This is a genomic window from Mycobacteroides sp. H001, from assembly GCF_001440005.1.
GTDB lineage: Bacteria > Actinomycetota > Actinomycetes > Mycobacteriales > Mycobacteriaceae > Mycobacterium > Mycobacterium gwanakae.
The window spans coordinates 218,462-238,616 of the sequence record NZ_LJYH01000042.1 but is presented as its reverse complement, the minus strand read 5'-3'; the positions used below and the strand labels follow the sequence as shown (position 1 = coordinate 238,616).

General features: G+C 63.5%; 19 protein-coding genes, 2 pseudogenes and 2 riboswitches. Of the genes and pseudogenes, 14 read left to right on the top strand and 7 right to left on the bottom strand.

From position 1 onward, the window contains the following. The 8 genes and pseudogenes from AOT83_RS27020 to clpC1 all read left to right on the top strand — a co-directional run. Positions 1-499, top strand: a pseudogene (locus AOT83_RS27020) (hypothetical protein); the annotation flags it as partial. Between the two features lie 155 nt (positions 500-654). Beyond that, positions 655-1,608 (top strand): DUF2520 domain-containing protein, encoded by a 954-nt coding sequence (locus AOT83_RS20780; protein WP_030095818.1) that lies wholly within the window; start codon positions 655-657, stop codon positions 1,606-1,608. Between the two features lie 9 nt (positions 1,609-1,617). After that, positions 1,618-2,502: pseudogene (gene panC, locus AOT83_RS20775) on the top strand (pantoate--beta-alanine ligase); the annotation flags it as partial. A gap of 73 nt (positions 2,503-2,575) precedes the next feature. Continuing rightward, on the top strand, positions 2,576-2,998 hold the full coding sequence (panD, locus tag AOT83_RS20770; protein WP_030095816.1) for an aspartate 1-decarboxylase: 423 nt from the start codon (positions 2,576-2,578) through the stop codon (positions 2,996-2,998). 2 nt (positions 2,999-3,000) lie between these two features. Beyond that, on the top strand, positions 3,001-3,816 hold the full coding sequence (locus AOT83_RS20765) for a type III pantothenate kinase (RefSeq protein ID WP_030095815.1): 816 nt from the start codon (positions 3,001-3,003) through the stop codon (positions 3,814-3,816). A gap of 64 nt (positions 3,817-3,880) precedes the next feature. Further along, entirely contained in the window at positions 3,881-5,383 is a 1,503-nt protein-coding gene (gene lysS, locus AOT83_RS20760) for a lysine--tRNA ligase (protein WP_030095814.1), read from the top strand. A 174-nt stretch (positions 5,384-5,557) separates the two neighbouring features. Next, positions 5,558-5,902: a histone-like nucleoid-structuring protein Lsr2 gene (gene lsr2 / locus AOT83_RS20755; protein ID WP_030095813.1), complete on the top strand. Its 345-nt coding sequence runs from the start codon at positions 5,558-5,560 to the stop codon at positions 5,900-5,902. Between the two features lie 362 nt (positions 5,903-6,264). Continuing rightward, complete coding sequence (gene clpC1 / locus AOT83_RS20750) at positions 6,265-8,799, top strand: ATP-dependent protease ATP-binding subunit ClpC (RefSeq protein WP_030095812.1); 2,535 nt, start codon at positions 6,265-6,267, stop codon at positions 8,797-8,799. 72 nt (positions 8,800-8,871) lie between these two features. On the opposite strand, the gene AOT83_RS20745 is transcribed toward clpC1, so the two are convergent. From AOT83_RS20745 to AOT83_RS20735, 3 genes are read right to left on the bottom strand one after another with little or no spacing between them, the layout of a single operon-like run. Further along, positions 8,872-9,864 (bottom strand): ABC transporter substrate-binding protein, encoded by a 993-nt coding sequence (locus AOT83_RS20745; RefSeq protein WP_057965280.1) that lies wholly within the window; start codon positions 9,862-9,864, stop codon positions 8,872-8,874. Further along, the gene (locus tag AOT83_RS20740) at positions 9,861-10,646 is read right to left on the bottom strand and encodes an ABC transporter ATP-binding protein (protein WP_057965279.1); all 786 of its coding nucleotides are present in this window, start codon (positions 10,644-10,646) and stop codon (positions 9,861-9,863) included. The genes AOT83_RS20745 and AOT83_RS20740 overlap by 4 nt, the downstream gene beginning before the upstream one ends. Further along, complete coding sequence (locus AOT83_RS20735; RefSeq protein ID WP_030095806.1) at positions 10,646-11,698, bottom strand: iron ABC transporter permease; 1,053 nt, start codon at positions 11,696-11,698, stop codon at positions 10,646-10,648. Before AOT83_RS20735 ends, AOT83_RS20740 begins: the two co-directional genes overlap by 1 nt. A 104-nt stretch (positions 11,699-11,802) precedes the next feature. Next, a riboswitch (cobalamin riboswitch) is annotated at positions 11,803-12,030 on the bottom strand. A gap of 24 nt (positions 12,031-12,054) precedes the next feature. Then, positions 12,055-12,183, top strand: a riboswitch (cobalamin riboswitch). A gap of 19 nt (positions 12,184-12,202) precedes the next feature. On the opposite strand from AOT83_RS20735, the gene AOT83_RS20730 reads away from it, so the two are divergent. Both AOT83_RS20730 and AOT83_RS20725 read left to right on the top strand, forming a co-directional pair. After that, on the top strand, positions 12,203-12,409 hold the full coding sequence (locus tag AOT83_RS20730; protein ID WP_030095805.1) for a CbtB-domain containing protein: 207 nt from the start codon (positions 12,203-12,205) through the stop codon (positions 12,407-12,409). A 15-nt stretch (positions 12,410-12,424) separates the two neighbouring features. Continuing rightward, the gene (locus AOT83_RS20725; protein ID WP_057965278.1) at positions 12,425-13,219 is read left to right on the top strand and encodes a CbtA family protein; all 795 of its coding nucleotides are present in this window, start codon (positions 12,425-12,427) and stop codon (positions 13,217-13,219) included. A 7-nt stretch (positions 13,220-13,226) separates the two neighbouring features. On the opposite strand, the gene AOT83_RS20720 is transcribed toward AOT83_RS20725, so the two are convergent. Both AOT83_RS20720 and AOT83_RS20715 read right to left on the bottom strand, forming a co-directional pair. Continuing rightward, on the bottom strand, positions 13,227-14,522 hold the full coding sequence (locus tag AOT83_RS20720) for a serine hydrolase (protein WP_030095803.1): 1,296 nt from the start codon (positions 14,520-14,522) through the stop codon (positions 13,227-13,229). Between the two features lie 41 nt (positions 14,523-14,563). Next, entirely contained in the window at positions 14,564-14,881 is a 318-nt protein-coding gene (locus AOT83_RS20715; protein WP_030095802.1) for an antibiotic biosynthesis monooxygenase, read from the bottom strand. 54 nt (positions 14,882-14,935) lie between these two features. Here AOT83_RS20715 and AOT83_RS20710 point away from each other — a divergent pair, with 54 nt between their 5' ends. Continuing rightward, entirely contained in the window at positions 14,936-15,718 is a 783-nt protein-coding gene (locus tag AOT83_RS20710) for an alpha/beta hydrolase (RefSeq protein WP_030095801.1), read from the top strand. A 4-nt stretch (positions 15,719-15,722) separates the two neighbouring features. Here the strand turns inward: AOT83_RS20710 and AOT83_RS20705 are convergent, their stop codons facing one another. Next, positions 15,723-15,926 (bottom strand): hypothetical protein, encoded by a 204-nt coding sequence (locus tag AOT83_RS20705; protein ID WP_030095800.1) that lies wholly within the window; start codon positions 15,924-15,926, stop codon positions 15,723-15,725. Between the two features lie 71 nt (positions 15,927-15,997). Between AOT83_RS20705 and AOT83_RS20700 the strand changes: the two genes are divergently transcribed. After that, positions 15,998-16,954, top strand: coding sequence for a helix-turn-helix domain-containing protein (locus AOT83_RS20700; RefSeq protein WP_057965277.1), 957 nt, complete (start codon positions 15,998-16,000; stop codon positions 16,952-16,954). Here AOT83_RS20700 and AOT83_RS20695 read toward each other — a convergent pair. Beyond that, complete coding sequence (locus tag AOT83_RS20695; RefSeq protein WP_109365367.1) at positions 16,951-17,793, bottom strand: A/G-specific adenine glycosylase; 843 nt, start codon at positions 17,791-17,793, stop codon at positions 16,951-16,953. The two genes, AOT83_RS20700 and AOT83_RS20695, sit on opposite strands and share 4 nt — an antisense overlap. Positions 17,794-17,819: 26 nt before the next feature. On the opposite strand from AOT83_RS20695, the gene AOT83_RS20690 reads away from it, so the two are divergent. Both AOT83_RS20690 and AOT83_RS20685 read left to right on the top strand, forming a co-directional pair. Continuing rightward, positions 17,820-18,434 (top strand): carbonic anhydrase, encoded by a 615-nt coding sequence (locus AOT83_RS20690; RefSeq protein ID WP_057965276.1) that lies wholly within the window; start codon positions 17,820-17,822, stop codon positions 18,432-18,434. A 151-nt stretch (positions 18,435-18,585) separates the two neighbouring features. Beyond that, complete coding sequence (locus AOT83_RS20685; RefSeq protein WP_030095798.1) at positions 18,586-20,118, top strand: LCP family protein; 1,533 nt, start codon at positions 18,586-18,588, stop codon at positions 20,116-20,118. The last annotated feature ends 37 nt before the right edge of the window (positions 20,119-20,155 follow it).

The following is a 20,155-nucleotide window of genomic DNA, read 5'->3' as shown; positions in this document are numbered from 1 at the left end:
GTCTCCGGCCCCCGCCGAAGGCCAGTGGTTGCCTCCCGGCACCAGCGGAAGCAACTGGGCATCCAACGAACCCGCACCTGCTCCAAGTCCGTATCAGGCAGAGCCAGTCGTCGGTCGTCATTCCGGATCGCCGTCACGGCACCAGGCCCCGGCCGGGCCCGAGAATGCCGGCGGTGGGCACTGGGCGCCCGAGCCTTCTTACCCGCCGCCACCGCCGGCCCCGGAACAACAGAGCTATCCGGAGAGCTCCGGGGGACACCGGGCGCCGGAACCTGAGGAGAAGCGCGGACGCCGACGGGCCCCCGAACCCGAGGAATCCGAAGAGCCACGTGGTCGTCGGCGGGCTCCGGAACCCGAAGAATCCGAGGAGTCGCGCGGTCGCCGCCATGTTGAGGAAACGGGTGGCTTCTCGGTCGCCGACCTGCTGGGACGTCTCCAGGGAGATCCTTCAGAGTCCTCGGAGTCCGGTGGCGGCCGCCGCCGGCGCCGCGAGGACTGACTTTCTGCGGATTTCGTCACCGTGCGCGAAAGTGAGCAATCTAACGGCTCAGGGCACTGCCGGTAGCGCCCCGGTGGGATTAGCCTGCTGATGACCGTCCGGTACCTGCCAGGCAGGACTGGAACGTATCTAGTCTGCGAGGTGTCTCGTTCAGCATGTCTGAGGCTTTCAATGTCGATAGCCAAGCCGATGGGCCACTTGATGGCTTGCGGCCCGCGCGTCTGGCTGTCGGGATTATCTCGGCCGGCCGAGTGGGTACTGCCATGGGCGTCGCGCTGGAGGCGGCGGGCCATTTCGTTGTCGCATGCAGCGCGGTATCTGATGCCTCGCGTCGGCGTGCCGAGGAACGACTGCCGGAAAGTCAGGTCCTGTCCGCCCAGGAGGTCGCTCCGCGTGCCGAGCTACTGATCCTTGCAGTACCGGATCACGAGCTGGGGGCCTTGGTCTCGGGGCTTGCCACTACCGGTTCGGTACGGCCCGGAACCATCGTGGTGCACACGTCGGGCGCCAACGGCATCACGATCCTGGAGCCGTTGACTGCCCTCGGGTGCGTGCCGCTGGCCATCCATCCGGCCATGACGTTCGTAGGCGGGGATGAGGATATTGAGCGACTTCCCAATGCCTGCTTTGGAATTACCGCGGCCGACGAGATCGGTTACGCGATCGGTACGGCGCTGGTGCTGGAGATAGGCGGCGAGCCGGTACGAGTGCGCGAGGACGCCCGCACTCTCTATCACGCCGCCCTGGCGCACGGAAGCAACCACGTGGTGACGCTGGTACTAGATGCGGTTGAGGCGCTGCGATCGGCGCTATGGGGTCAGGAACTGTTGGGGCAGGAGACCATCGGTGATGGACCGGGCGGGTTGCCCGAACGGATGCTGGCGCCGTTGATTCGTGCCGCCGTCACCAATGCGCTGGACCGTGGGCAGTCAGCTCTGACAGGTCCGGTGGCGCGGGGAGACGGCGCGGCCATCGGGCGCCACCTGGATGCACTGACCGAGGCGGATCCGGCGCTGGCCGAGGCATACCGCGCCGATGCTCGACGTACTGCGCAGCGGGCGCACGCACCCCAATCGGTTTTCGCCGCACTGGAACCCCGGACTAGGTAGGGCTGCTTGATGACGAGTTTGTATGGGCCGAAGGGGCCGAAGGGCTACCTCAGTGGAGAACTGACCGTTCACCATGATCCCGACACGATGTACGACGTGTCGAAGGCATTGCGGCACACCGGACGCCGGATCATGTTGGTACCGACCATGGGTGCGCTACATGAGGGCCATCTGACGCTAGTCCGGCATGCCCGGAAGGTGCCCGGCGCGGTGGTCGTGGTGTCGATCTTCGTCAATCCCTTACAGTTCGGCGTCGGCGAGGATCTCGATGCGTACCCGCGCACCCTGGAATCGGATGTCGAAAAGCTCCGTGGCGAGGGTGTCGAGCTGGTGTTCGCTCCGAATGCGGAGGCGATGTATCCCCATGGGCAACGCACCACCGTCCAGCCGGGACCGCTTGGTGCCGAACTTGAGGGTGCCTCGCGTCCAACGCATTTCGCCGGCATGCTGACAGTTGTGCTGAAGCTGCTGCAGATCGTGGCTCCCGACCAGGCATACTTCGGCGAGAAGGACTACCAGCAGCTGGTGCTCATCAGGCAGATGGTCGCCGATCTCAACCTCAAGACGCGCATCGTTCCGATACCGATTGTCCGTGAGGCGGACGGGCTGGCGATGTCCTCGCGGAATGTCTACCTGAGCGAGGAACACCGCGAGCAGGCCGGTGCACTGTCGGCCGCGCTACTTGCCGGAATTTACTCGGCTTCGGCCGGCACGGAATCGGCACTGGACGCGGCCCGCGCGGTACTCGACGAGGTGCCCGCGATCGAGGTGGACTACCTGGAGGTTCGCGGCGCCGATCTGGGCCCCGCACCCGCACAAGGACCCGGCCGCATGCTGGTGGCCGCCAAGCTGGGTACTACCCGGCTACTGGACAACGTTCCCCTGGAATTGGGCGGCGGAATCGGCTCTTCCGGACCCGCGGACCCCGATCACGCACTGCCCTGGCGAAACTGACTGGAGGACAATGATGTTCCGCACGATGATGAAATCGAAGATCCATCGCGCCACCGTGACGCATGCCGATCTGCATTACGTCGGCTCGGTCACCATCGATCCAGACCTCATGGAGGCCGCCGACTTGCTGGAGGGCGAGCAGGTCACCATTGTCGACATCGACAATGGTGCTCGGCTGGAGACGTATGCGATCACCGGTACTCGTGGCAGCGGTGTCATCGGGATCAACGGTGCCGCAGCACATCTGGTACATCCTGGGGACTTGGTGATCATCATCGCCTACGGTGTGATGAGTGATGCGGAGGCACGCGCCTTCACGCCGCGTGTGGTGTTCGTCGACTCGGACAACAAGCAGGTTGAGCTGGGTGAGCACTCTGGCGATCCGGCCTACGTGCCCGAGAACTTCGGTCTGGTATCGCCCCGCGGTCTGGTGTAGCCGTGCTGCTGGCCATCGACGTACGTAACACCCACACCGTCCTCGGACTGGTATCGGGCACCGGCGAGCATGCCAAGGTTGTTCAGCACTGGCGGATTCGCACGGAACCCGAGATCACCGCCGATGAGCTGGCCCTCACCATCGACGGACTGATCGGCGATGACAGTGAGACACTGACCGGTGTCGCGGCACTGTCCACCGTGCCCTCGGTGCTGCACGAAATGCGGGGAATGTTCGATCAGTACTGGTCGGCTGTTCCGCAGGTCCTCATCGAGCCGGGCGTGCGTACGGGCTTGCCGCTGCTCGTCGACAACCCGAAAGAGGTCGGCGCCGACCGAATTGTGAATTGCCTTGCCGCGCACCATAGATTTGGTTCGGCGTGCATCGTGGTCGACTTTGGATCCTCGATCTGTGTGGACGTGGTGTCGGCCAAGGGTGAATTCCTGGGAGGGGCCATCGCGCCGGGTGTGCAGGTGTCCTCTGATGCCGCAGCCGCCCGCAGTGCCGCCCTGCGACGGGTGGAGCTGACGCGGCCGCGTTCCGTCGTCGGCAAGAACACCGTCGAGTGCATGCAAGCGGGGGCGGTCTTCGGATTCGCCGGGCTGGTGGACGGGCTTGTCGAGCGGGTGCGCCGGGATATCGAAGGCTTTGGCGGCGCCGGTGCCACGGTGGTGGCCACCGGACACACGGCCCCATTGATCCTTCCTGAGACGCACACGGTGGACCGCTACGAGGCGCACCTCACCCTGGACGGTTTGCGATTGGTGTACGAGCGCAACCGGGCCGACCAGCGCGGTAAGCCCCGCTCGGCGAAATAGAATTTTCGGACGCCGGAATCGGCGAAACAGTCCCGGAGAAGCACTACCGCTAAGCTGCCGAGACGTGACTGATCCTGACGCGCAGACCAGCTTGCCGGAACAATTTCGCATCCGGCAGGCCAAGCGCGAAAAGCTGCTCGCCGAGGGTATTGAACCGTATCCGGTGGAGGTACCCCGAACCCACAGCCTCAAGCAGGTTCGTGATGCGTACGTGGACCTGGAGACGGACACCAGCACGGGTGTTCAGGTGGGTGTGTCAGGTCGCGTCATTTTCTCCCGGAATACCGGCAAGCTGTGTTTTGCGACGCTCCAGGAGGGCGACGGCACCTCATTACAGGTGATGATCAGCCTTGCCGGTGTCGGCGAGCAGTCCCTGGCGGACTGGAAAACCGATGTGGACCTCGGCGACATTGTGTTCGTACAGGGCGAGGTCATCAGCTCACGCCGAGGCGAACTGAGCGTCCTGGCAGACAGCTGGCAGATGGCTTCCAAGTCATTGCGCCCGCTTCCCGTTGCTCACAAGGAGATGTCCGAAGAGACCAGAGTGCGCCAGCGATATGTGGATCTCATCGTGCGACCCGAGGCGCGCCAGATTGCCCGGCAGCGTGTCGCGGTGATGCGCGCCGTTCGTGATGCTCTGCACCGACGGGGATTCCTGGAGTTGGAGACACCGATCCTGCAGACCCTCGCCGGAGGTGCCGCGGCCCGGCCGTTCATTACGCATTCCAACGCACTCGATATCGACCTGTATCTGCGTATTGCGCCGGAACTTTTCCTGAAAAGGGCGCTCGTCGGCGGCTTCGACAAGATTTTTGAGCTCAACAGAGTTTTTCGAAATGAAGGGTCAGATTCGACGCATTCTCCCGAATTCGTGATGCTGGAAACATATGAGACGTACGGCACATACGACACCGCTGCAACAATGATCCGCGAGCTCATACAGGAGGTAGCGGACGACGCAATGGGAACCAGGCAGGTGGCGTTGCCCGACGGGTCGACCTACGACTTGGACGGTGAGTGGACGACGATGGAAATGTATCCGTCGTTGTCGGAAGCTCTTGGCGAGGAGATCACGCCTGATACACCGATTGCCACGCTATGGAAGATCGCCGAGCGAGTGGGCGCAGAGATTCCCACCGACCGCGGCTACGGGCACGGAAAACTCATCGAAGAACTGTGGGAGCACCAGGTCGGTGACAAAATGTACGCGCCGACGTTTGTCAGAGATTTCCCAGTTGAGACGTCTCCACTGACTCGTCAGCACCGAAGCATCTCCGGCGTGACCGAGAAGTGGGATTTGTATGTTCGGGGCTTCGAATTGGCAACGGGATACTCGGAGTTGATCGATCCGGTGATTCAGCGTGAAAGGTTCGTTGACCAGGCTCGTTTGGCCGCGGCTGGTGATGATGAGGCGATGAGCCTCGATGAGGATTTCCTCAGTGCGATGGAACACGCAATGCCGCCGGCGGCGGGAACCGGCATGGGTATCGACCGGTTGTTGATGGCGCTTACCGGACTGGGAATTCGCGAGACGATCCTGTTTCCGATCGTCCGGCCTACGCTTTGATCTACGCGTCCGAATTTTTGTCTCGCTTTTCAACTATGAGTCAACTATGCGTGTAGTGAATCGCTTGCCTTGAGTGGAACACGCGCAGCCTTGCGCGTATGTTGAACTTTGCGGCAATCCGTGGCATGTTTGAAGTGGACCAACGGGGGTTCCGCTTTCGGAAGGACAAAGGGAATGGCTAAGAAGGTCACGGTTACGCTTGTCGATGACGTCGATGGCGAGGCGCCAGCCGACGAGACCGTTGAATTCGGTATTGACGGCGTGACTTACGAGATCGACCTTTCTTCTAAGAATGCGGAGAAGCTGCGTAATCAGCTCACTACATGGGTCGAGCATGCTCGTCGCGTCAGTGGGCGCCGTCGTGGCCGGGGGAGTTCAGGGTCGGGTCGCGGGCGCGCGAGCATCGATCGTGAGCAGAGCGCCGCGATCCGCGAGTGGGCACGCAAGAACGGTCACAATGTGTCCTCGCGTGGCCGCATTCCCGCCGAAGTTGTCGACGCGTTCAACGCCGCCAACTAAGACTGCCAACTAAGACCGCCTCCTAAAATCCGTCGACTTGCGGGTCCCCCGGGAATTTCGCTTACGGCGAAGTCGGATCAAAATCGGAAACGTTTTCACCGCATCTGGCGTTGTTCGGTTGCCTAACAAGCACCGCCGGGTGCGGTGATTCGTATTTTTGGGGACGGTTCCACCGGGTTCCGATGGGCTCCGCTGAGCACTCAGGAGCCATCTCCAGGTATGCGAGCACCGCGCCGACTACGGCCGACCACTAGAGTGGCGATTAGGTCCTAGTGCCAGCGGGGATGAGCCGTTTGGGGGGAACCCCGAGCGGCACGATGAACCGCTTGCGCAAAGGCCGGACGAGGAAGCGAGGGAGACCGATGTTCGAGAGATTCACTGACCGCGCAAGGCGGGTGGTCGTGCTGGCCCAAGAAGAGGCCCGCATGCTCAATCACAACTACATCGGCACCGAGCACATCCTGCTGGGTCTGATTCACGAGGGCGAGGGCGTCGCCGCCAAGTCGCTGGAGTCGCTGGGTATTTCCCTGGAGGGGGTGCGCAGCCAGGTCGAGGAAATCATCGGCCAGGGGCAGCAGGCACCGTCCGGGCACATTCCCTTCACGCCGCGCGCCAAGAAGGTGCTGGAACTGAGCCTGCGCGAGGCGCTGCAGCTCGGCCACAACTACATCGGCACCGAGCACATCCTGCTGGGCCTCATCCGTGAGGGTGAAGGCGTCGCGGCTCAGGTGCTCGTCAAGCTGGGTGCCGAGCTGACTCGGGTCCGTCAGCAGGTCATCCAGTTGCTGAGCGGTTACCAGGGCAAGGAGACCACCGAATCCGGTACTGGTGGCCGCGGTGGCGAGGCTGGAACTCCGTCGACCTCGCTGGTTCTTGACCAGTTCGGCCGCAACCTGACTGCCGCCGCCATGGAGGGCAAGCTCGATCCGGTCATTGGCCGTGAGAAGGAAATCGAGCGGGTCATGCAGGTGCTGAGCCGTCGCACCAAGAACAACCCGGTGCTGATCGGTGAGCCCGGCGTCGGTAAGACCGCCGTCGTCGAGGGCCTGGCGCAGGCCATCGTGCATGGCGAGGTGCCCGAGACACTGAAGAACAAGCAGCTGTACACCCTGGACCTCGGGTCCCTGGTGGCCGGCAGCCGCTACCGCGGTGACTTCGAAGAGCGCCTCAAGAAGGTGCTCAAGGAGATCAACACCCGCGGCGACATCATCCTGTTCATCGACGAGCTGCACACCCTGGTCGGTGCGGGCGCGGCCGAGGGTGCGATCGACGCGGCCTCGATCCTGAAGCCCAAGCTTGCTCGCGGTGAGCTGCAGACGATCGGCGCGACCACCCTCGACGAGTACCGCAAGTACATCGAGAAGGACGCCGCCCTGGAGCGCCGGTTCCAGCCGGTGCAGGTGGGTGAGCCGACTGTTGAGCACACCATCGAGATCCTCAAGGGTCTGCGCGACCGTTACGAGGCGCACCACCGGGTCTCCATCACCGACGGCGCGCTGGTCGCGGCGGCCACTCTGGCCGATCGGTACATCAACGACCGGTTCTTGCCGGACAAGGCGATCGACCTGATCGACGAGGCCGGAGCCCGCATGCGCATCCGCCGGATGACTGCTCCACCAGACCTGCGCGAGTTCGACGAGAAGATCGCCGATGCGCGCCGGGAGAAGGAGTCGGCTATCGACGCCCAGGACTTCGAGAAGGCCGCGCGCCTGCGCGACTCCGAGAAGCAATTGGTCGCGCAGCGGGCAGATCGCGAAAAGCAGTGGCGTTCAGGTGATCTGGATGTTGTGGCCGAGGTCGATGACGAGCAGATCGCCGAGGTGCTGGGTAACTGGACCGGTATCCCCGTGTTCAAGCTGACCGAGGAGGAAACCACTCGGCTGCTGCGCATGGAGGAGGAACTGCACAAGCGGATCATCGGCCAGGAAGATGCCGTCAAGGCCGTCTCGAAGGCGATCCGCCGTACGCGTGCCGGTCTGAAGGATCCGCGGCGCCCCTCGGGTTCGTTCATCTTCGCCGGCCCGTCCGGTGTCGGTAAGACCGAACTGTCCAAGGCGCTGGCCAACTTCCTGTTCGGCGACGACGACGCGCTCATCCAGATCGACATGGGCGAGTTCCACGACCGCTTCACCGCTTCAAGGCTTTTCGGTGCTCCTCCGGGATACGTCGGATACGAAGAGGGTGGACAGCTCACCGAGAAGGTGCGTCGCAAGCCGTTCAGCGTTGTGCTGTTCGACGAGATCGAGAAGGCGCACCAGGAGATCTACAACACCCTGTTGCAGGTCCTCGAGGACGGACGTCTCACCGACGGCCAGGGTCGCACAGTCGATTTCAAGAACACTGTGCTGATCTTCACCTCAAACCTGGGCACTTCGGACATCTCGAAGGCTGTGGGCCTCGGGTTCTCCGAGGGCGGCAGCGGCTCGAACTACGAGCGGATGAAGCAGAAGGTTCACGACGAGCTCAAGAAGCACTTCCGGCCTGAGTTCCTCAACCGCATCGACGACATCATCGTCTTCGAGCAGCTTACGCAGGAACAGATCATCGAGATGGTCGACCTGATGATCGGACGGGTGGGCAAGCAGCTCAAGACCAAGGACATGGCCATGGAACTCACCGACCAGGCCAAGGCGCTTCTTGCCAAGCGCGGATTCGATCCGGTGTTGGGTGCGCGGCCGTTGCGCCGGACCATCCAGCGAGAGATCGAGGATGCGCTTTCGGAGAAGATTCTCTTCAACGAGGTGGGGCCGGGCGAGCTGGTCACCGTCGACGTCGAGGGTTGGGATGGCGAAGGCACCGGCGAGGACGCGAAGTTCACGTTCGTCGGACGTCCGAAGCCCGCACTGGTCACCGGCGAGGAGCCCGCTGCCGACCTGGCAGCCTCCGCCTCGGAGTAGGCAGTTCTGTTCGAGCGCCCGGTTGTCGCGTTACGCGGCGGCCGGGCGTTCGGCGTTTCCGGTGAACTATTCTCAGAATCCCTTGTCGCGCAAATAGTTCGCAAGAGTGACGATGGCGTCCGGGTTGCGCGGTCCCTCGACCAGCGCGGCGTACGGCAGCACGAGGAAGTTTCCGTCGCGGACCGCTTGGGTGTGCTTCATGAGGGGCTGCGCCTTGAGCAGGTTGATCTTTGCGTTGGCGGTGTTGTTGGGGCCCACCCCGTAATCACAGATGATGATCACCTGCGGATCGCGCTGGGCGGCGGTCTCCCACGCGGAGGTAGTCCAGCTGTCATCGAGATCTGCGAAGACATTTTGGCCACCGGCCTTCTCGATGATCTGTTGTGGTGCGGCCTTCTTGCCGGAGGTGAATGGTTCGGCCTCACCGCTGTCATATAGAAAGACGCGTGCGGGTGGCTGGCCGTGCGGAATACGTGACTGCACGTCGTCGATGGTCTTGCGGTAGTTGGCGATCAGTGATGCCGCGCGGTCCTGTACCCCGAAGATGACTCCCAGATTGGTCAGGTCCTCATAGAGGGCATCGAGGGGCGGCTTGATGCCGCGCCGCACGGTTCCGGGCTGACGGCATGCCTCGGTCAACTGATAGGGCACCGACCCGATGGAACGCACCCAATCGGGGGTGAGCCCGGAGGTTTCGTTGAATCCGTAGCTCCACCCGGCGAACACGAGGTCGGGGCGCGCGGCTTGCACGGCTTCACGGGTGAATCCCTGGCCCAGGTTGGTGGTGGATCCGAACTGTGCCTTCCACGGCGAGCTTTCGACGTCGCGATCTTGTCCGGCGTCGATGAAGTAGCCAGCCATCCGGTCCTGCAGGCCGAGCGCGAACAGGAGTTCGGTAACCCCGGTGTCATTGCTGACGGCTCGGGTGACTGGCACCGAAACATCCAGTGGTGCACCGCAATTATCGACAGAAACCCGTGTTGTTCCGGGTCTTTGCGCCTCGATGGTCGCGCAGCTGGCCGATAGTAGCGACATTGCGAGCGCCAAACCGGTGAGTGCCTTCATTCCTTATCCTGCCTCTCTGGCTGAGCATCGAAGATGATCTGTGGGACGCCGCTTCGTGGATGGGCGATGACGTGGCAACCGATGCCGAACCAGCGGCCGATGGACTCGGTGGTAATGACCTGGTCGGGTGATCCCGACAGCACCACATGTCCTTCGGACATGACATGGATCGTGTCGCAGTACTGTGCCGCGAGATTGAGATCGTGTAGTGCGGCGATGACGGTAATGCCCAGTGTCCGAGCCGAACTGAGTATCGAGTATTGATGGCGCACATCCAGATGATTCGTCGGCTCGTCCAGCACCAGGACGTGCGGCTGTTGCGCGAGAGCGCGGGCTATGAGAACTCGCTGACGTTCCCCGCCGGAGAGGGAACTGAACTTGCGGTGGGCGAGTGCGGTCACGTCCGCCGTCTCGGTGGCCTCCGTGCAGATGCGTCGGTCCAGTTCGGAGGTGCCGCGCAGGGACGTGCCGTGCGGTAACCGGCCGGTGGCGATGACTTCGGCAGACGTGAAATCGAAGTCCAAGGACATGTCCTGGGTGAGTGCGGCCACCTGACGAGCGTTCTCCCGCATGCTGATTGCCCGCACCGACACGCCACTGACTGTGACGTCACCGGTGGCTGGAGCAAGTGCGCGATAGAGGCAGCGCAGGGTCGTCGACTTACCACTGCCGTTAGGGCCGACGATGCCGACGAACCCACCGGCCCCGACCTCGAGGTCAATGCCGGAAACGATCCGAGTACCCCCGATATCGACCGACACATTCCGGTAGGTGACGTCCATCAGCCCACCGCTCCCGCGGACATCGCGCGGCGACGCATCAACCCGACGAAGACGGGCACCCCGACCGCGGCCGTGATCGCGCCCAAAGGCAGTTCTTGCGGCGGAATCGCGGTCCGCGCGATGAGGTCGGCGGCCACAAGGAAGCACGCGCCCAGCACCGGAGCCACGATCAAGACCCGGCGATGGTCCGCCCCGACCAGCAGCCGTGCCGCGTGTGGAATGACCAGCCCCACGAATCCGATTGCTCCGCAGATGGATACAAAACATCCCGTCATGGCGGCGGACAACACGAACAGTGACACCCTGAAGCGGCCGGCGTGTAAACCCAGCGACGCGCTCACCTCGTCACCCATGGCGAGGGCGTTGAGCTGACGCGCGAGCCCTGCAACGCATAGGAAGCCGATCACGGTCGCCGCCAGCGCCACCGGCACCTTGTCCCATGACGACGCCCCCAAGCTGCCGAGCAGCCAGAACATCACACTGCGCGCCGCTTCGCCGTTCGGCGCCAAGAACACCAGCACTGTTGTCACCGCGGACAGGCCGTACCCCACCGCAGTGCCCACCAGCACCAGCCGCAGAGGTATCAGACCTTGTGGGGTACGGGCGATTTGGTAGACAAGTGCGGTTGCTGCAAGCGCTCCCAATGAGGCCGAAAGGGAGAGTGCGTACACCCCGAGGGTGCCAAGTACCCCGTAGACCACGACCGCGGTGGCGCCTACCGAGGCGCCCGAGGAGATGCCCAGAACGTACGGATCGGCAAGTGCATTGCGGACCATGGCCTGTACGAGCACGCCCACCACCGCCAGCCCCGCACCGACGAGGATCGCGAGAATCACCCGCGGCAGCCGGGACTCGACAACGATTCGGTAATTCGCCGCGTCGGCGGCCGGCACGGAGCCGCCGGTCGCGCCTGCCCAGAGGAAATGCAGACAGTCGCGCCATGGCACGTCGGCGGTGCCGAAGGCGAGTGCCGTCACCGACAGCAGCAGTAGTGCTGCCAGACCGCCGACCGCTGCCAGGAACACTGGCCGTCCGTGCTGTGCTGCGAGCATCGATCTTCCTGCGTCGTCGGGTCGCCGACACTTCGGGCATGACGGATACGCCGCATAGGCACTACCCACCAGGCGGGCCCTCGGCACTGGCGAATGACCGCACCAGGAGGTGCGGCCGCGTTGGCAGGTCTTCGGACTCGTGGACTCGAGGCTCATCTACGAGCCTCACCTACCGGCGGCCGCTTCCCGGGTACTTGACCCAGTGCTTCTAGTGCCGCTGTCGTTTCCACATACCGCTGCGGGGCAGTTCCGGACTCACACCGGATTCCCTCTTGCGATCTCCAGGAGCGCTTCTTGGTGCTCATGGAGAAACCAATGCGAGGCCAAAACTATCACTCGAAGGCGCAGACCAGCCGCGTCGACTAAGCTCAGTTCGTCCTTCGACAGGACGGGAACCTGGTGTGATCCCAGGACGGTCGCGCCACTGTAAAAGTCAGACCCCGACCTGTCGATTCCAGAAGACGACGATCGGACCCGGGACGCGGTATCCCGAAAAGGAGCAATATGGCACACACAACGTCCGCCAGCCATCCGGTTGCGGTGTCGATTCCCCAGGCTGCGCTGTGGTTGAGCGTGACTACCCTCTTTGGGCTGCTCGCCTATTACTTCATCGGCATCGACCAGGGTGCGGTGTCGATCTTCGGTAGCGATATGCACGTTCATGAGTTCGTGCATGACGCCCGCCATCTGCTCGGTTTCCCCTGCCACTAGCAGCGGACCGAATACATGGAAAAGTCAATAATTTTGCGCGGCTTGGGCTTCGGCGCATTGGGCGGGTTGCTGTCCTTCATCTTTGGATGGATCTTCGTCGAGCCCGTCATCAACAGGGCCATCTCTTACGAGGAGGGCCGGGGTGAGGCGCAAGCCGCGCTCGACGAGGCAGCCGGCGTTCACGCCCATCATGAGGGCGCGGAACTGTTCAGCCGTTTCGCGCAGGCAAATGCGGGTTTGGCGCTCGGTGTCATCGGATTCGGAATCGCGATGGGCGCACTCTTCGCGGTGGCGTACGTGGTGGCGATCGGACGGGTCGGCAATCTCAGTCCGCGCGCACAGGCTCTGGCGGTCGCCGGTGGTCTGTTCCTGGTGCTGTATGTGGTGCCGTTTCTGAAGTTCCCGGCCAATCCGCCGGCAGCAAGCGCCGAGGGCACCATCAAGGAGCGCACCGGGTACTTCGTGCTGATGATTCTGGTCGCGGCGATCGCACTCGCGGTCGCGCTGTGGGTGGGCCGAAAGCTATCCCAGCGCGTGGACACCTGGACGGCCACGCTCACGGCCGCCGCGGTGTTCGTCGTGCTGGTGGGGCTCGTCATCGCGGTCACGCCCGGATTTGTCGAGGCGCCGCAACCGCTGCTCGATGCCGACGGGAAGATCGTCTATCCGGGGTTTCCGGCGCATGACCTGTATCTGTTCCGGCTGTACTCGTTCACGACGCAGGCCATCATGTGGGCGACGATCGGTATCGGATTCGCCACGGTGATCGGGCGTAAGCCCGTCAACGCCGAGGCCGCCGTCACCGGCTAGCCAGCGCTCATCCCAGCTTCTTGAAGACGCCCTTGGCCAGGCCGATCACCCACCCGGCCGCGCCAGGGCCGAATGCGCGGTCCCAATTGAGTTGGAAGCTCACCACATACGGCTGATGGTGGCGATCCTCGGCGTACCAGCTGAACGTCAGGTCACCGGGCAGATTGCCACCCTTGGCGGCGATGTAGCGCCAGTTCTCGCTGTGTAGGTCGATCCCGGGCTCCGCGGACAGAATGTCGCGGACCGGGGCGGCCGCACCCACCGCGACCTTCTGCAGTGCCGCGTGCACACGGCAGATGTCCTCGGCGTTGCCGTACCACTCGATGCCGAATTTCGATGCGGGCGTGGTGGTCCGGTCCGGATCCAGCTTGTAGTCGTGGGTGTCCGCCTCGGCGAGCATCTGACCACGCTGTGCGGGTGTGGTGGCGTCCTTCCATTGCTGGCGGACATCCGGTATGCCCCAGCCGATGTTGAACAGCTCGTGCATGGTGGGGAAAGGGGTCATCGACGCCGGGTCATGGTGCCCGCCGTCTGCGAGGGCCTTTTCGATCGCCTGGCGACCCAGGCGGTTGATCAGCATGTCGGTGCCCATGTTGTCGCTCACCGAAATCATTTTCTGAGCGGCGGTGCGCACCGAGACGGTTGAGCCCGTCGGCAGCTTGTCCATCGAGCTTCCGAGCGCCTTGCCGCGATCGGTGACGGTGAGTTGGTCATCCCACTTGAGGGTGCCCGCGTTGATCGCGGTGCCGGTGGCCAACAGTACGTAGAGCTTGAAAACCGAAGCCAACGGCATGGATTCGGAGGTGTTGGTTCCGGCGATCTGCTCGCACTGTCCGTTGACAATCTTGGAGGCCCGGTAGGAGTACCGGCCGCCGGATGCCGACAGCGCGGTGTCGATATCGGACCAGTCGGCGATCGTCGGGGGCTGCTGGTAGGGGACCAGCCTGTCGACATCTCCCTTGTCATTAGTGCGCAGTCCGATGTCCACATTGGCGCCGTAGGGAGCGATCAGGTGGACGGTGGAGCTGTTCGCGGCGAGATCCACCGAGCTCACCTTGTACGGCCGGTCGACCCACAACTTGGTCATGATCTCGGTGTAGTCATCGACCTTGTTGGCGGCGGCCAATGTCGCCACGCCTTGCTTACCGATCGGCCAGTTCGAATTCAGCATGTCGATGAGCTGTTGCGAGCGCAGGCCCGGAGGCGTGCTTGTATCGACATCACCGTGCGGCACCTGCCGCAGTTTGATGCCACACCCCGCTGTGCTGCCCACCGACAACGCCACCACGGCCACCGTGCACACTGAGACGGCGCGCGTCATGCGCGCGCGCAGCAACCCCCCGTTCACGCCTTGGCGGCGGCCCCGGTCACGTCGAGCACAACCTCGAACTCCAACAGGTGGGCGCCCTTAGCCACGGGCTTGGCCTGCTGGCCGGCATGTGCTTCGACCGCCGGACCGGTGGCCCAGGCCTGGAAGGCCTCCTCGGATTCCCACTGGGTGACCACGAAGTAGCGGTCTTCGCCCTTTACGGGGCGCAGCAGCTGAAAGCCCAGGAATCCTGGCTGGTTCTCCACTGCTCCGGCGCGCTGAGCGAACCGCTTCTCCAGCTCCGGACCCGCACCCTCGGGGATCTCGATTGCGTTGATCTTCACCACGGACATGGGTTCAGGCTACCCGGCAGCGGGGCTTATGTTGACAGGGCGATGATGAGAGACATGGACCACGACCGCCTGTTCGACCAAGGCGGTCTGTCTAGAGCTGTGGGGGCGCCGTCGATCGTGCTCGTGCACGGTCTGATGGGACGTGGGAGCACCTGGTCGCGCCAGTTGCCCTGGCTGCGTGAGCTGGGCCGGGTGTACACCTATGACGCACCGTGGCATCGAGGGCGGGACGTCGTTGATGCCCAACCGATTTCGACTGAGCGTTATGTCGAGGCACTCGCGAAGGCGGTGCGCGAGCTGGACGGTCCGGCTCTGCTCGTTGGGCACTCCATGGGTGGTTTGCATTCGTGGTGCCTGGCTGCCGAGCATCCGGAGCTGGTGTCGGGGTTGGTCGTGGAGGACATGGCTCCGGATTTCGTCGGCGGTACCACGGGGCCATGGGAACCCTGGCTGTACTCCTGGCCGGAAGTCTTCACATCGGCCGCCGACGTCACCGAAAGGTTCGGACCCGTTGCAGGACAGTATTTCCTGGAGGCGTTTGACCAGGTGCCCGGCGGCTGGCGCTTGCACGGCCCCATTGACAAATGGATAGCTACGGCTGCGGAATGGGGAGTGCGCGACTTCTGGGATCAGTGGCGGCAGGTGCGTTGTCCGTCGCTACTGATGGAGGCGTCGGTGACCGTGGCGCCACCCGGACAGATGACCAAGATGGCCGAAATAGGTTGGAAATCAACCTATGTGAAGGTTGAGGGGGCCGGGCATTTGATTCACGACGACGCGCCAGAGCGCTATCGGGCGGCGGTGTGCGAGTTCATCGCAGCAGTCGCGGCCGGGTAACCGGCTAGCGCCGGGAGTGGATCACTTCCATCTCGTGCAGTTGCCGTTGCAGGTCACGATCGTCGGCAAAGGTTCCGCCCAGAGGTGCGGCGACCCGGAACTGATCGAGGTGGATTCGGAAGGTCTTGTTTCGGCGGGCGACCCAGCTCAGTGCGACCGCCAGGGCGAATGGGGATAGCAGGACGAGAATGGCGGCGAAGATGGTCATGGCAATAATTGTGTTCTGATAAATATCACGCCAACAGTGGCGGAATTGACGACCTTCGATAATATTCAGCCATGTTGCGTTCGGTGGCGACGCTGGTCCTCGACCGGGTCGCCGTTTTCGAGTTCGGTGTCTTATGTGAGGTCTTCGGCCTCGACCGCACTAGCGACGGCGTTCCCAATTTCGACTTTCGGGTGTGCGGGGTGGAACCCGGGGTTCCGCTGCGCACCACGGTCGGGGCCGCGCTGATCCCCGATCACGGACTCGACGGGCTCGCCGATGCCGATCTGGTGGCGTTGCCGGCGCGTACCTACACCGAGGGTTACCCGCCGGAGGCGCTGGATGCAGTGCGTGCCGCCGCAGATCGCGGTGCCACAGTGCTCACCGTCTGCTCAGGTGTCTTCATCGCGGGTGCGGCAGGGCTGTTGGATGGCCGCCGCTGCACCACGCACTGGATGTACACCGACGAGCTGGCGCGCCGGCATCCAACGGCGACGGTGGACCGTGATGTGTTGTTCGTCGATGACGGCGACCTAATCACCAGCGCGGGGACCGCCGCGGGCATCGATGCCTGCCTGCATCTGGTCCGCCGCGAGCTGGGTAGCGAGATCACCAACAAGATCGCGCGACGCATGGTGGTGCCGCCGCAGCGCGCGGGTGGCCAGCGTCAGTTCATCCCGCAGCCGGTACCCGATGTGGATACCAACGGCTTTGGCGGACTGTTTGATTGGCTCATCGAAAACATCGACCAGACGCATACGGTCGCCGATCTTGCCGCACGCGTGCATATGTCGACCCGCACGTTCGCCCGAAAGTTCACCGATCAGACCGGGGTGACGCCGCTGCGCTGGATCATCGACCAGCGGGTACTGCTGGCCCGGCGTCTGTTGGAGGAGACCGATCTAGATATCGATGCCGTGGCGGCGCGCAGCGGTTTCGGTACGGCGATCCTGTTGCGCCATCATTTCCGCCGCGGTGTCGGGATCACGCCCACCGATTACCGCAAGACCTTCGCGACGGCGGTCGGCTAGCCGCCCTCGCCGGCCAATGCGAAGCGGCCGTCCGAGGTCTGCTCGACCAATCCGTCGACCAGCAACGAGTCCAGGGCGCGGTCGCGCTGGGCTATGTCAGACAGCCATACCACGTCGAGCTGTGCCCGTGTCACGGGAATGCTGCTGCCGCGTAATACATCCAGCAATCGGCCTCGTACCTGGCGATCCGTACCGGCGTATTTCTGCACCGGCCGTGCGGGTGTATCCAATTCGGGTCGGCCCGCCTCGTGCCACGTGCAGGAACTGAGCGGACACAGCGGGCACTGCGGCGCGCGGGCGGTGCACACCAGGGCGCCCAGCTCCATGAGTGCCGCCGAGAACCGTGCCCCGTTGTCGACGGGCAGCAATGCCTCGGCGTCCCGCAGGTCCCGTGCCGATGGTGCGGAGTCGGCGACGCCATGGACCACTCGCGCGATCACTCGGCGAACATTGGTGTCCACCACGGGAACTCGCTGCCCATAGCCGAAGCAGGCAATGGCCCGCGCGGTGTACGCCCCGACTCCGGGCAACGTCAGCAATGTCTCCACGTCGTCGGGAACCTGGTCGCCATAGTCGCGGGCCAGCACCGTGGCGCATTCGTGTAGGCGCATGGCGCGACGCGGGTATCCCAGCTTTCCCCAGGCGCGTAGTACTTCTGCCACAGAGGTTTTCGCCATCGCGGACGGAACTGGCCAGCGTGCCACCCATTCCCGCCACACCGGTTCCACCCGCGACACCGGGGTCTGCTGGAGCATCACTTCGCTGATGAGGATGTGCCACGGCGTCGCTTCCGGATGTCGCCAGGGAAGGTCTCGTTCGGCGGCATCAAACCAGCTCAAAAGTTCGTCAGGGCACAATGACGGGTATGACAGCTGATCCGAGGTCCGCCTGGAAGGCACTCAAAGAGGGTAACCAGCGTTTTGTGGGTGGCTTTCCGCAGCACCCGAGCCAGAGCATTACGCGTCGGGCCGAGCTGGCCAATGGTCAGAACCCCAATGTGCTGTTGTTCGGGTGTTCGGACAGCCGGGTGGCCGCGGAGATCATTTTCGATCAGGGCCTGGGCGATATGTTCATCGTGCGTACCGCCGGTCAGGTGATCGACTCCGCCGTCCTGGGCTCGATCGAGTACGCGGTGGCAGTGCTGGGTGTGCCGCTGATCGCGATCCTGGGCCACGACTCCTGCGGCGCGGTGGGGGCCACGGTGGCCGCCCTGGACACCGGAGAGGTACCCGGCGGGTACATCCGGGACTTGGTGGTGCGGGTGATGCCCTCGATCCTGGGCGGCCGCAAAGACGGGCTGTCGCGCATCGACGAGTTCGAGGCCCGCCACGTCGAAGAGACCGGCATCAAACTGCTGCAGCGCTCGCAGGTGGTCGCCGATGCGGTCAAGGCCAACAAGCTCGCCATCGTGTACCTGACCTACAAACTCGCCGACGGACGCATCGTTTTACACGGCCACGTCGGCGACATCGGCGAGTAAAGATATCAAAACCCCAGGTCAACGTGCATTCGGTAAACGTCACATGGCATCTCGATGCCCGTGATGGGAGAATTAGACGGAATGCAGATTTCTCTGGGGGAGGGATGGGTAGTTCAGTGTGTACGTTGCTGCCACACGGGGGTGGCGACCGATGAGCCGCGACACTGGTCGCAGGCGGCCAAAGCACGCACTGCCCAAATCAAATAACCGCTGGTCAATAAGTAAAACTGCGGCTGGTCGAGCAGTCTTCGCTCTGCTGGCGTGCGCCAGCCTGGTGGTAACCGGCGCCGGCTGGCAGGTGTTTTACAAGGCGTTCAGTCATGTCCCCACTTCGGGTGCGGAGGCCGAGGGCGGCAAGTCCAGCGACGGCTCGATGAACATGCTGCTCATCGGTCTGGATTCGCGGAAGGATCAGGACGGAAACGACCTGCCGAAGGCGGTCCTGAGCCAGCTGCATGCCGGTGATTCGGATGCCGGCGGCTACAACACCAACACCCTGATCCTCGTGCACGTCGGCGCGGACAACAAGGTCACCGCGTTCTCGATTCCTCGCGACGACTGGGTCCCGGCCGAGGGCATACCCGGTTACAAGCACATCAAGATCAAGGAAGCCTATGGCCTGACCAAGGCCAATGAGGCGGACAAGCTCGTCAACGAGGGCATCACCGATCAAGCGACGCTGGAGCAGCAGAGCCGTGAGGCAGGCAGGCGCGCCACCCTCAATGCCGTGCACCGGCTTACTGGTCAGCCCATCGACTACTTCGCCGAGGTCAACTTGGTCGGCTTCTACGACTTGGCCTCCGAGCTGGGTGGGGTCACCGTCTGCCTGAACAATGCCGTCTACGACAGCTATTCGGGTGCGAACTTCCAGGCCGGAGAACAAACCCTCAACGCCTCACAGGCCCTGGCGTTCGTGCGTCAACGCCACGGCCTGGAAAACGGTGACCTGGACCGAACCCATCGCCAGCAGGCCTTCCTGATCTCGGTGATGCAGCAGTTGCGCAATGCCGGCACCCTCACCGACATCACCAAACTGAACGGTCTGATGAACGTCGTCCACAAGGACGTTGTGCTGTCAAAGGGCTGGACCGAGAAGCAGTTCCAGCGCATAGGACAGATCGCGGACGGCAACGTGAACTTCCAGACGCTGCCGGTGGTGCGGTACGACACCATCAACGGTGCCGACGTGAACATCGTCGACCCGGTGGCGATCCGGGCCAAGGTGGCCGCCGCGTTCAAGGGGGAGGACGCCGCGCCCGCGTCCGCTCCCGCGACACCCACGAGCACCGTCGACGTGGTGAATGCCACCTCGACGTCGGGTCTGGCATCAACGATTTCGTCGGCACTGGTGAGCCGCGGTTACACCAAGGGTGACGTGCGGGATCCGGAAAGCGGCGAATCGACCAGTACCACCATCGATTACGGCGCAGGTGCCGATGCCGACGCCAAGACCATGTCCACAATGTTGGGCATTGATGTGAAGCCCAGTGCGGATCCCGCGTTGGCGCCCGGACGAATTCGGGTCATGCTGGGAGACGGATACTCTGCGCCGTCCGATGTCTTGAGTGCCGAAGACAGTGGCACCGCGAGTTCGATGGCCGGCTCGTTGAGTTCGGAGGACTACGCACCGCCGGACTCGGGTAAGCCGGTTGTTGGCAGCAGTGGCATTCCCTGCGTGAACTAGTGCCCGGTGCGCCGGAACGGCTCTGCCGCGTCACCCT

Excerpts from the sequence above, each read along its gene's own strand:
- AOT83_RS20780 (WP_030095818.1), top strand. The coding sequence starts at position 655 with ATGTCTGAGGCTTTCAATGTCGATAGCCAAGCCGATGGGCCACTTGAT.
- panD (WP_030095816.1), top strand. The coding sequence starts at position 2,576 with ATGTTCCGCACGATGATGAAATCGAAGATCCATCGCGCCACCGTGACG.
- lsr2 (WP_030095813.1), top strand. The coding sequence starts at position 5,558 with ATGGCTAAGAAGGTCACGGTTACGCTTGTCGATGACGTCGATGGCGAG.
- clpC1 (WP_030095812.1), top strand. The coding sequence starts at position 6,265 with ATGTTCGAGAGATTCACTGACCGCGCAAGGCGGGTGGTCGTGCTGGCC.
- AOT83_RS20745 (WP_057965280.1), bottom strand. The coding sequence starts at position 9,864 with ATGAAGGCACTCACCGGTTTGGCGCTCGCAATGTCGCTACTATCGGCC.
- AOT83_RS20740 (WP_057965279.1), bottom strand. The coding sequence starts at position 10,646 with ATGGACGTCACCTACCGGAATGTGTCGGTCGATATCGGGGGTACTCGG.
- AOT83_RS20735 (WP_030095806.1), bottom strand. The coding sequence starts at position 11,698 with ATGCTCGCAGCACAGCACGGACGGCCAGTGTTCCTGGCAGCGGTCGGC.
- AOT83_RS20730 (WP_030095805.1), top strand. The coding sequence starts at position 12,203 with ATGGCACACACAACGTCCGCCAGCCATCCGGTTGCGGTGTCGATTCCC.
- AOT83_RS20725 (WP_057965278.1), top strand. The coding sequence starts at position 12,425 with ATGGAAAAGTCAATAATTTTGCGCGGCTTGGGCTTCGGCGCATTGGGC.
- AOT83_RS20715 (WP_030095802.1), bottom strand. The coding sequence starts at position 14,881 with ATGTCCGTGGTGAAGATCAACGCAATCGAGATCCCCGAGGGTGCGGGT.
- AOT83_RS20710 (WP_030095801.1), top strand. The coding sequence starts at position 14,936 with ATGGACCACGACCGCCTGTTCGACCAAGGCGGTCTGTCTAGAGCTGTG.
- AOT83_RS20705 (WP_030095800.1), bottom strand. The coding sequence starts at position 15,926 with ATGACCATCTTCGCCGCCATTCTCGTCCTGCTATCCCCATTCGCCCTG.
- AOT83_RS20700 (WP_057965277.1), top strand. The coding sequence starts at position 15,998 with ATGTTGCGTTCGGTGGCGACGCTGGTCCTCGACCGGGTCGCCGTTTTC.
- AOT83_RS20690 (WP_057965276.1), top strand. The coding sequence starts at position 17,820 with ATGACAGCTGATCCGAGGTCCGCCTGGAAGGCACTCAAAGAGGGTAAC.
- AOT83_RS20685 (WP_030095798.1), top strand. The coding sequence starts at position 18,586 with ATGAGCCGCGACACTGGTCGCAGGCGGCCAAAGCACGCACTGCCCAAA.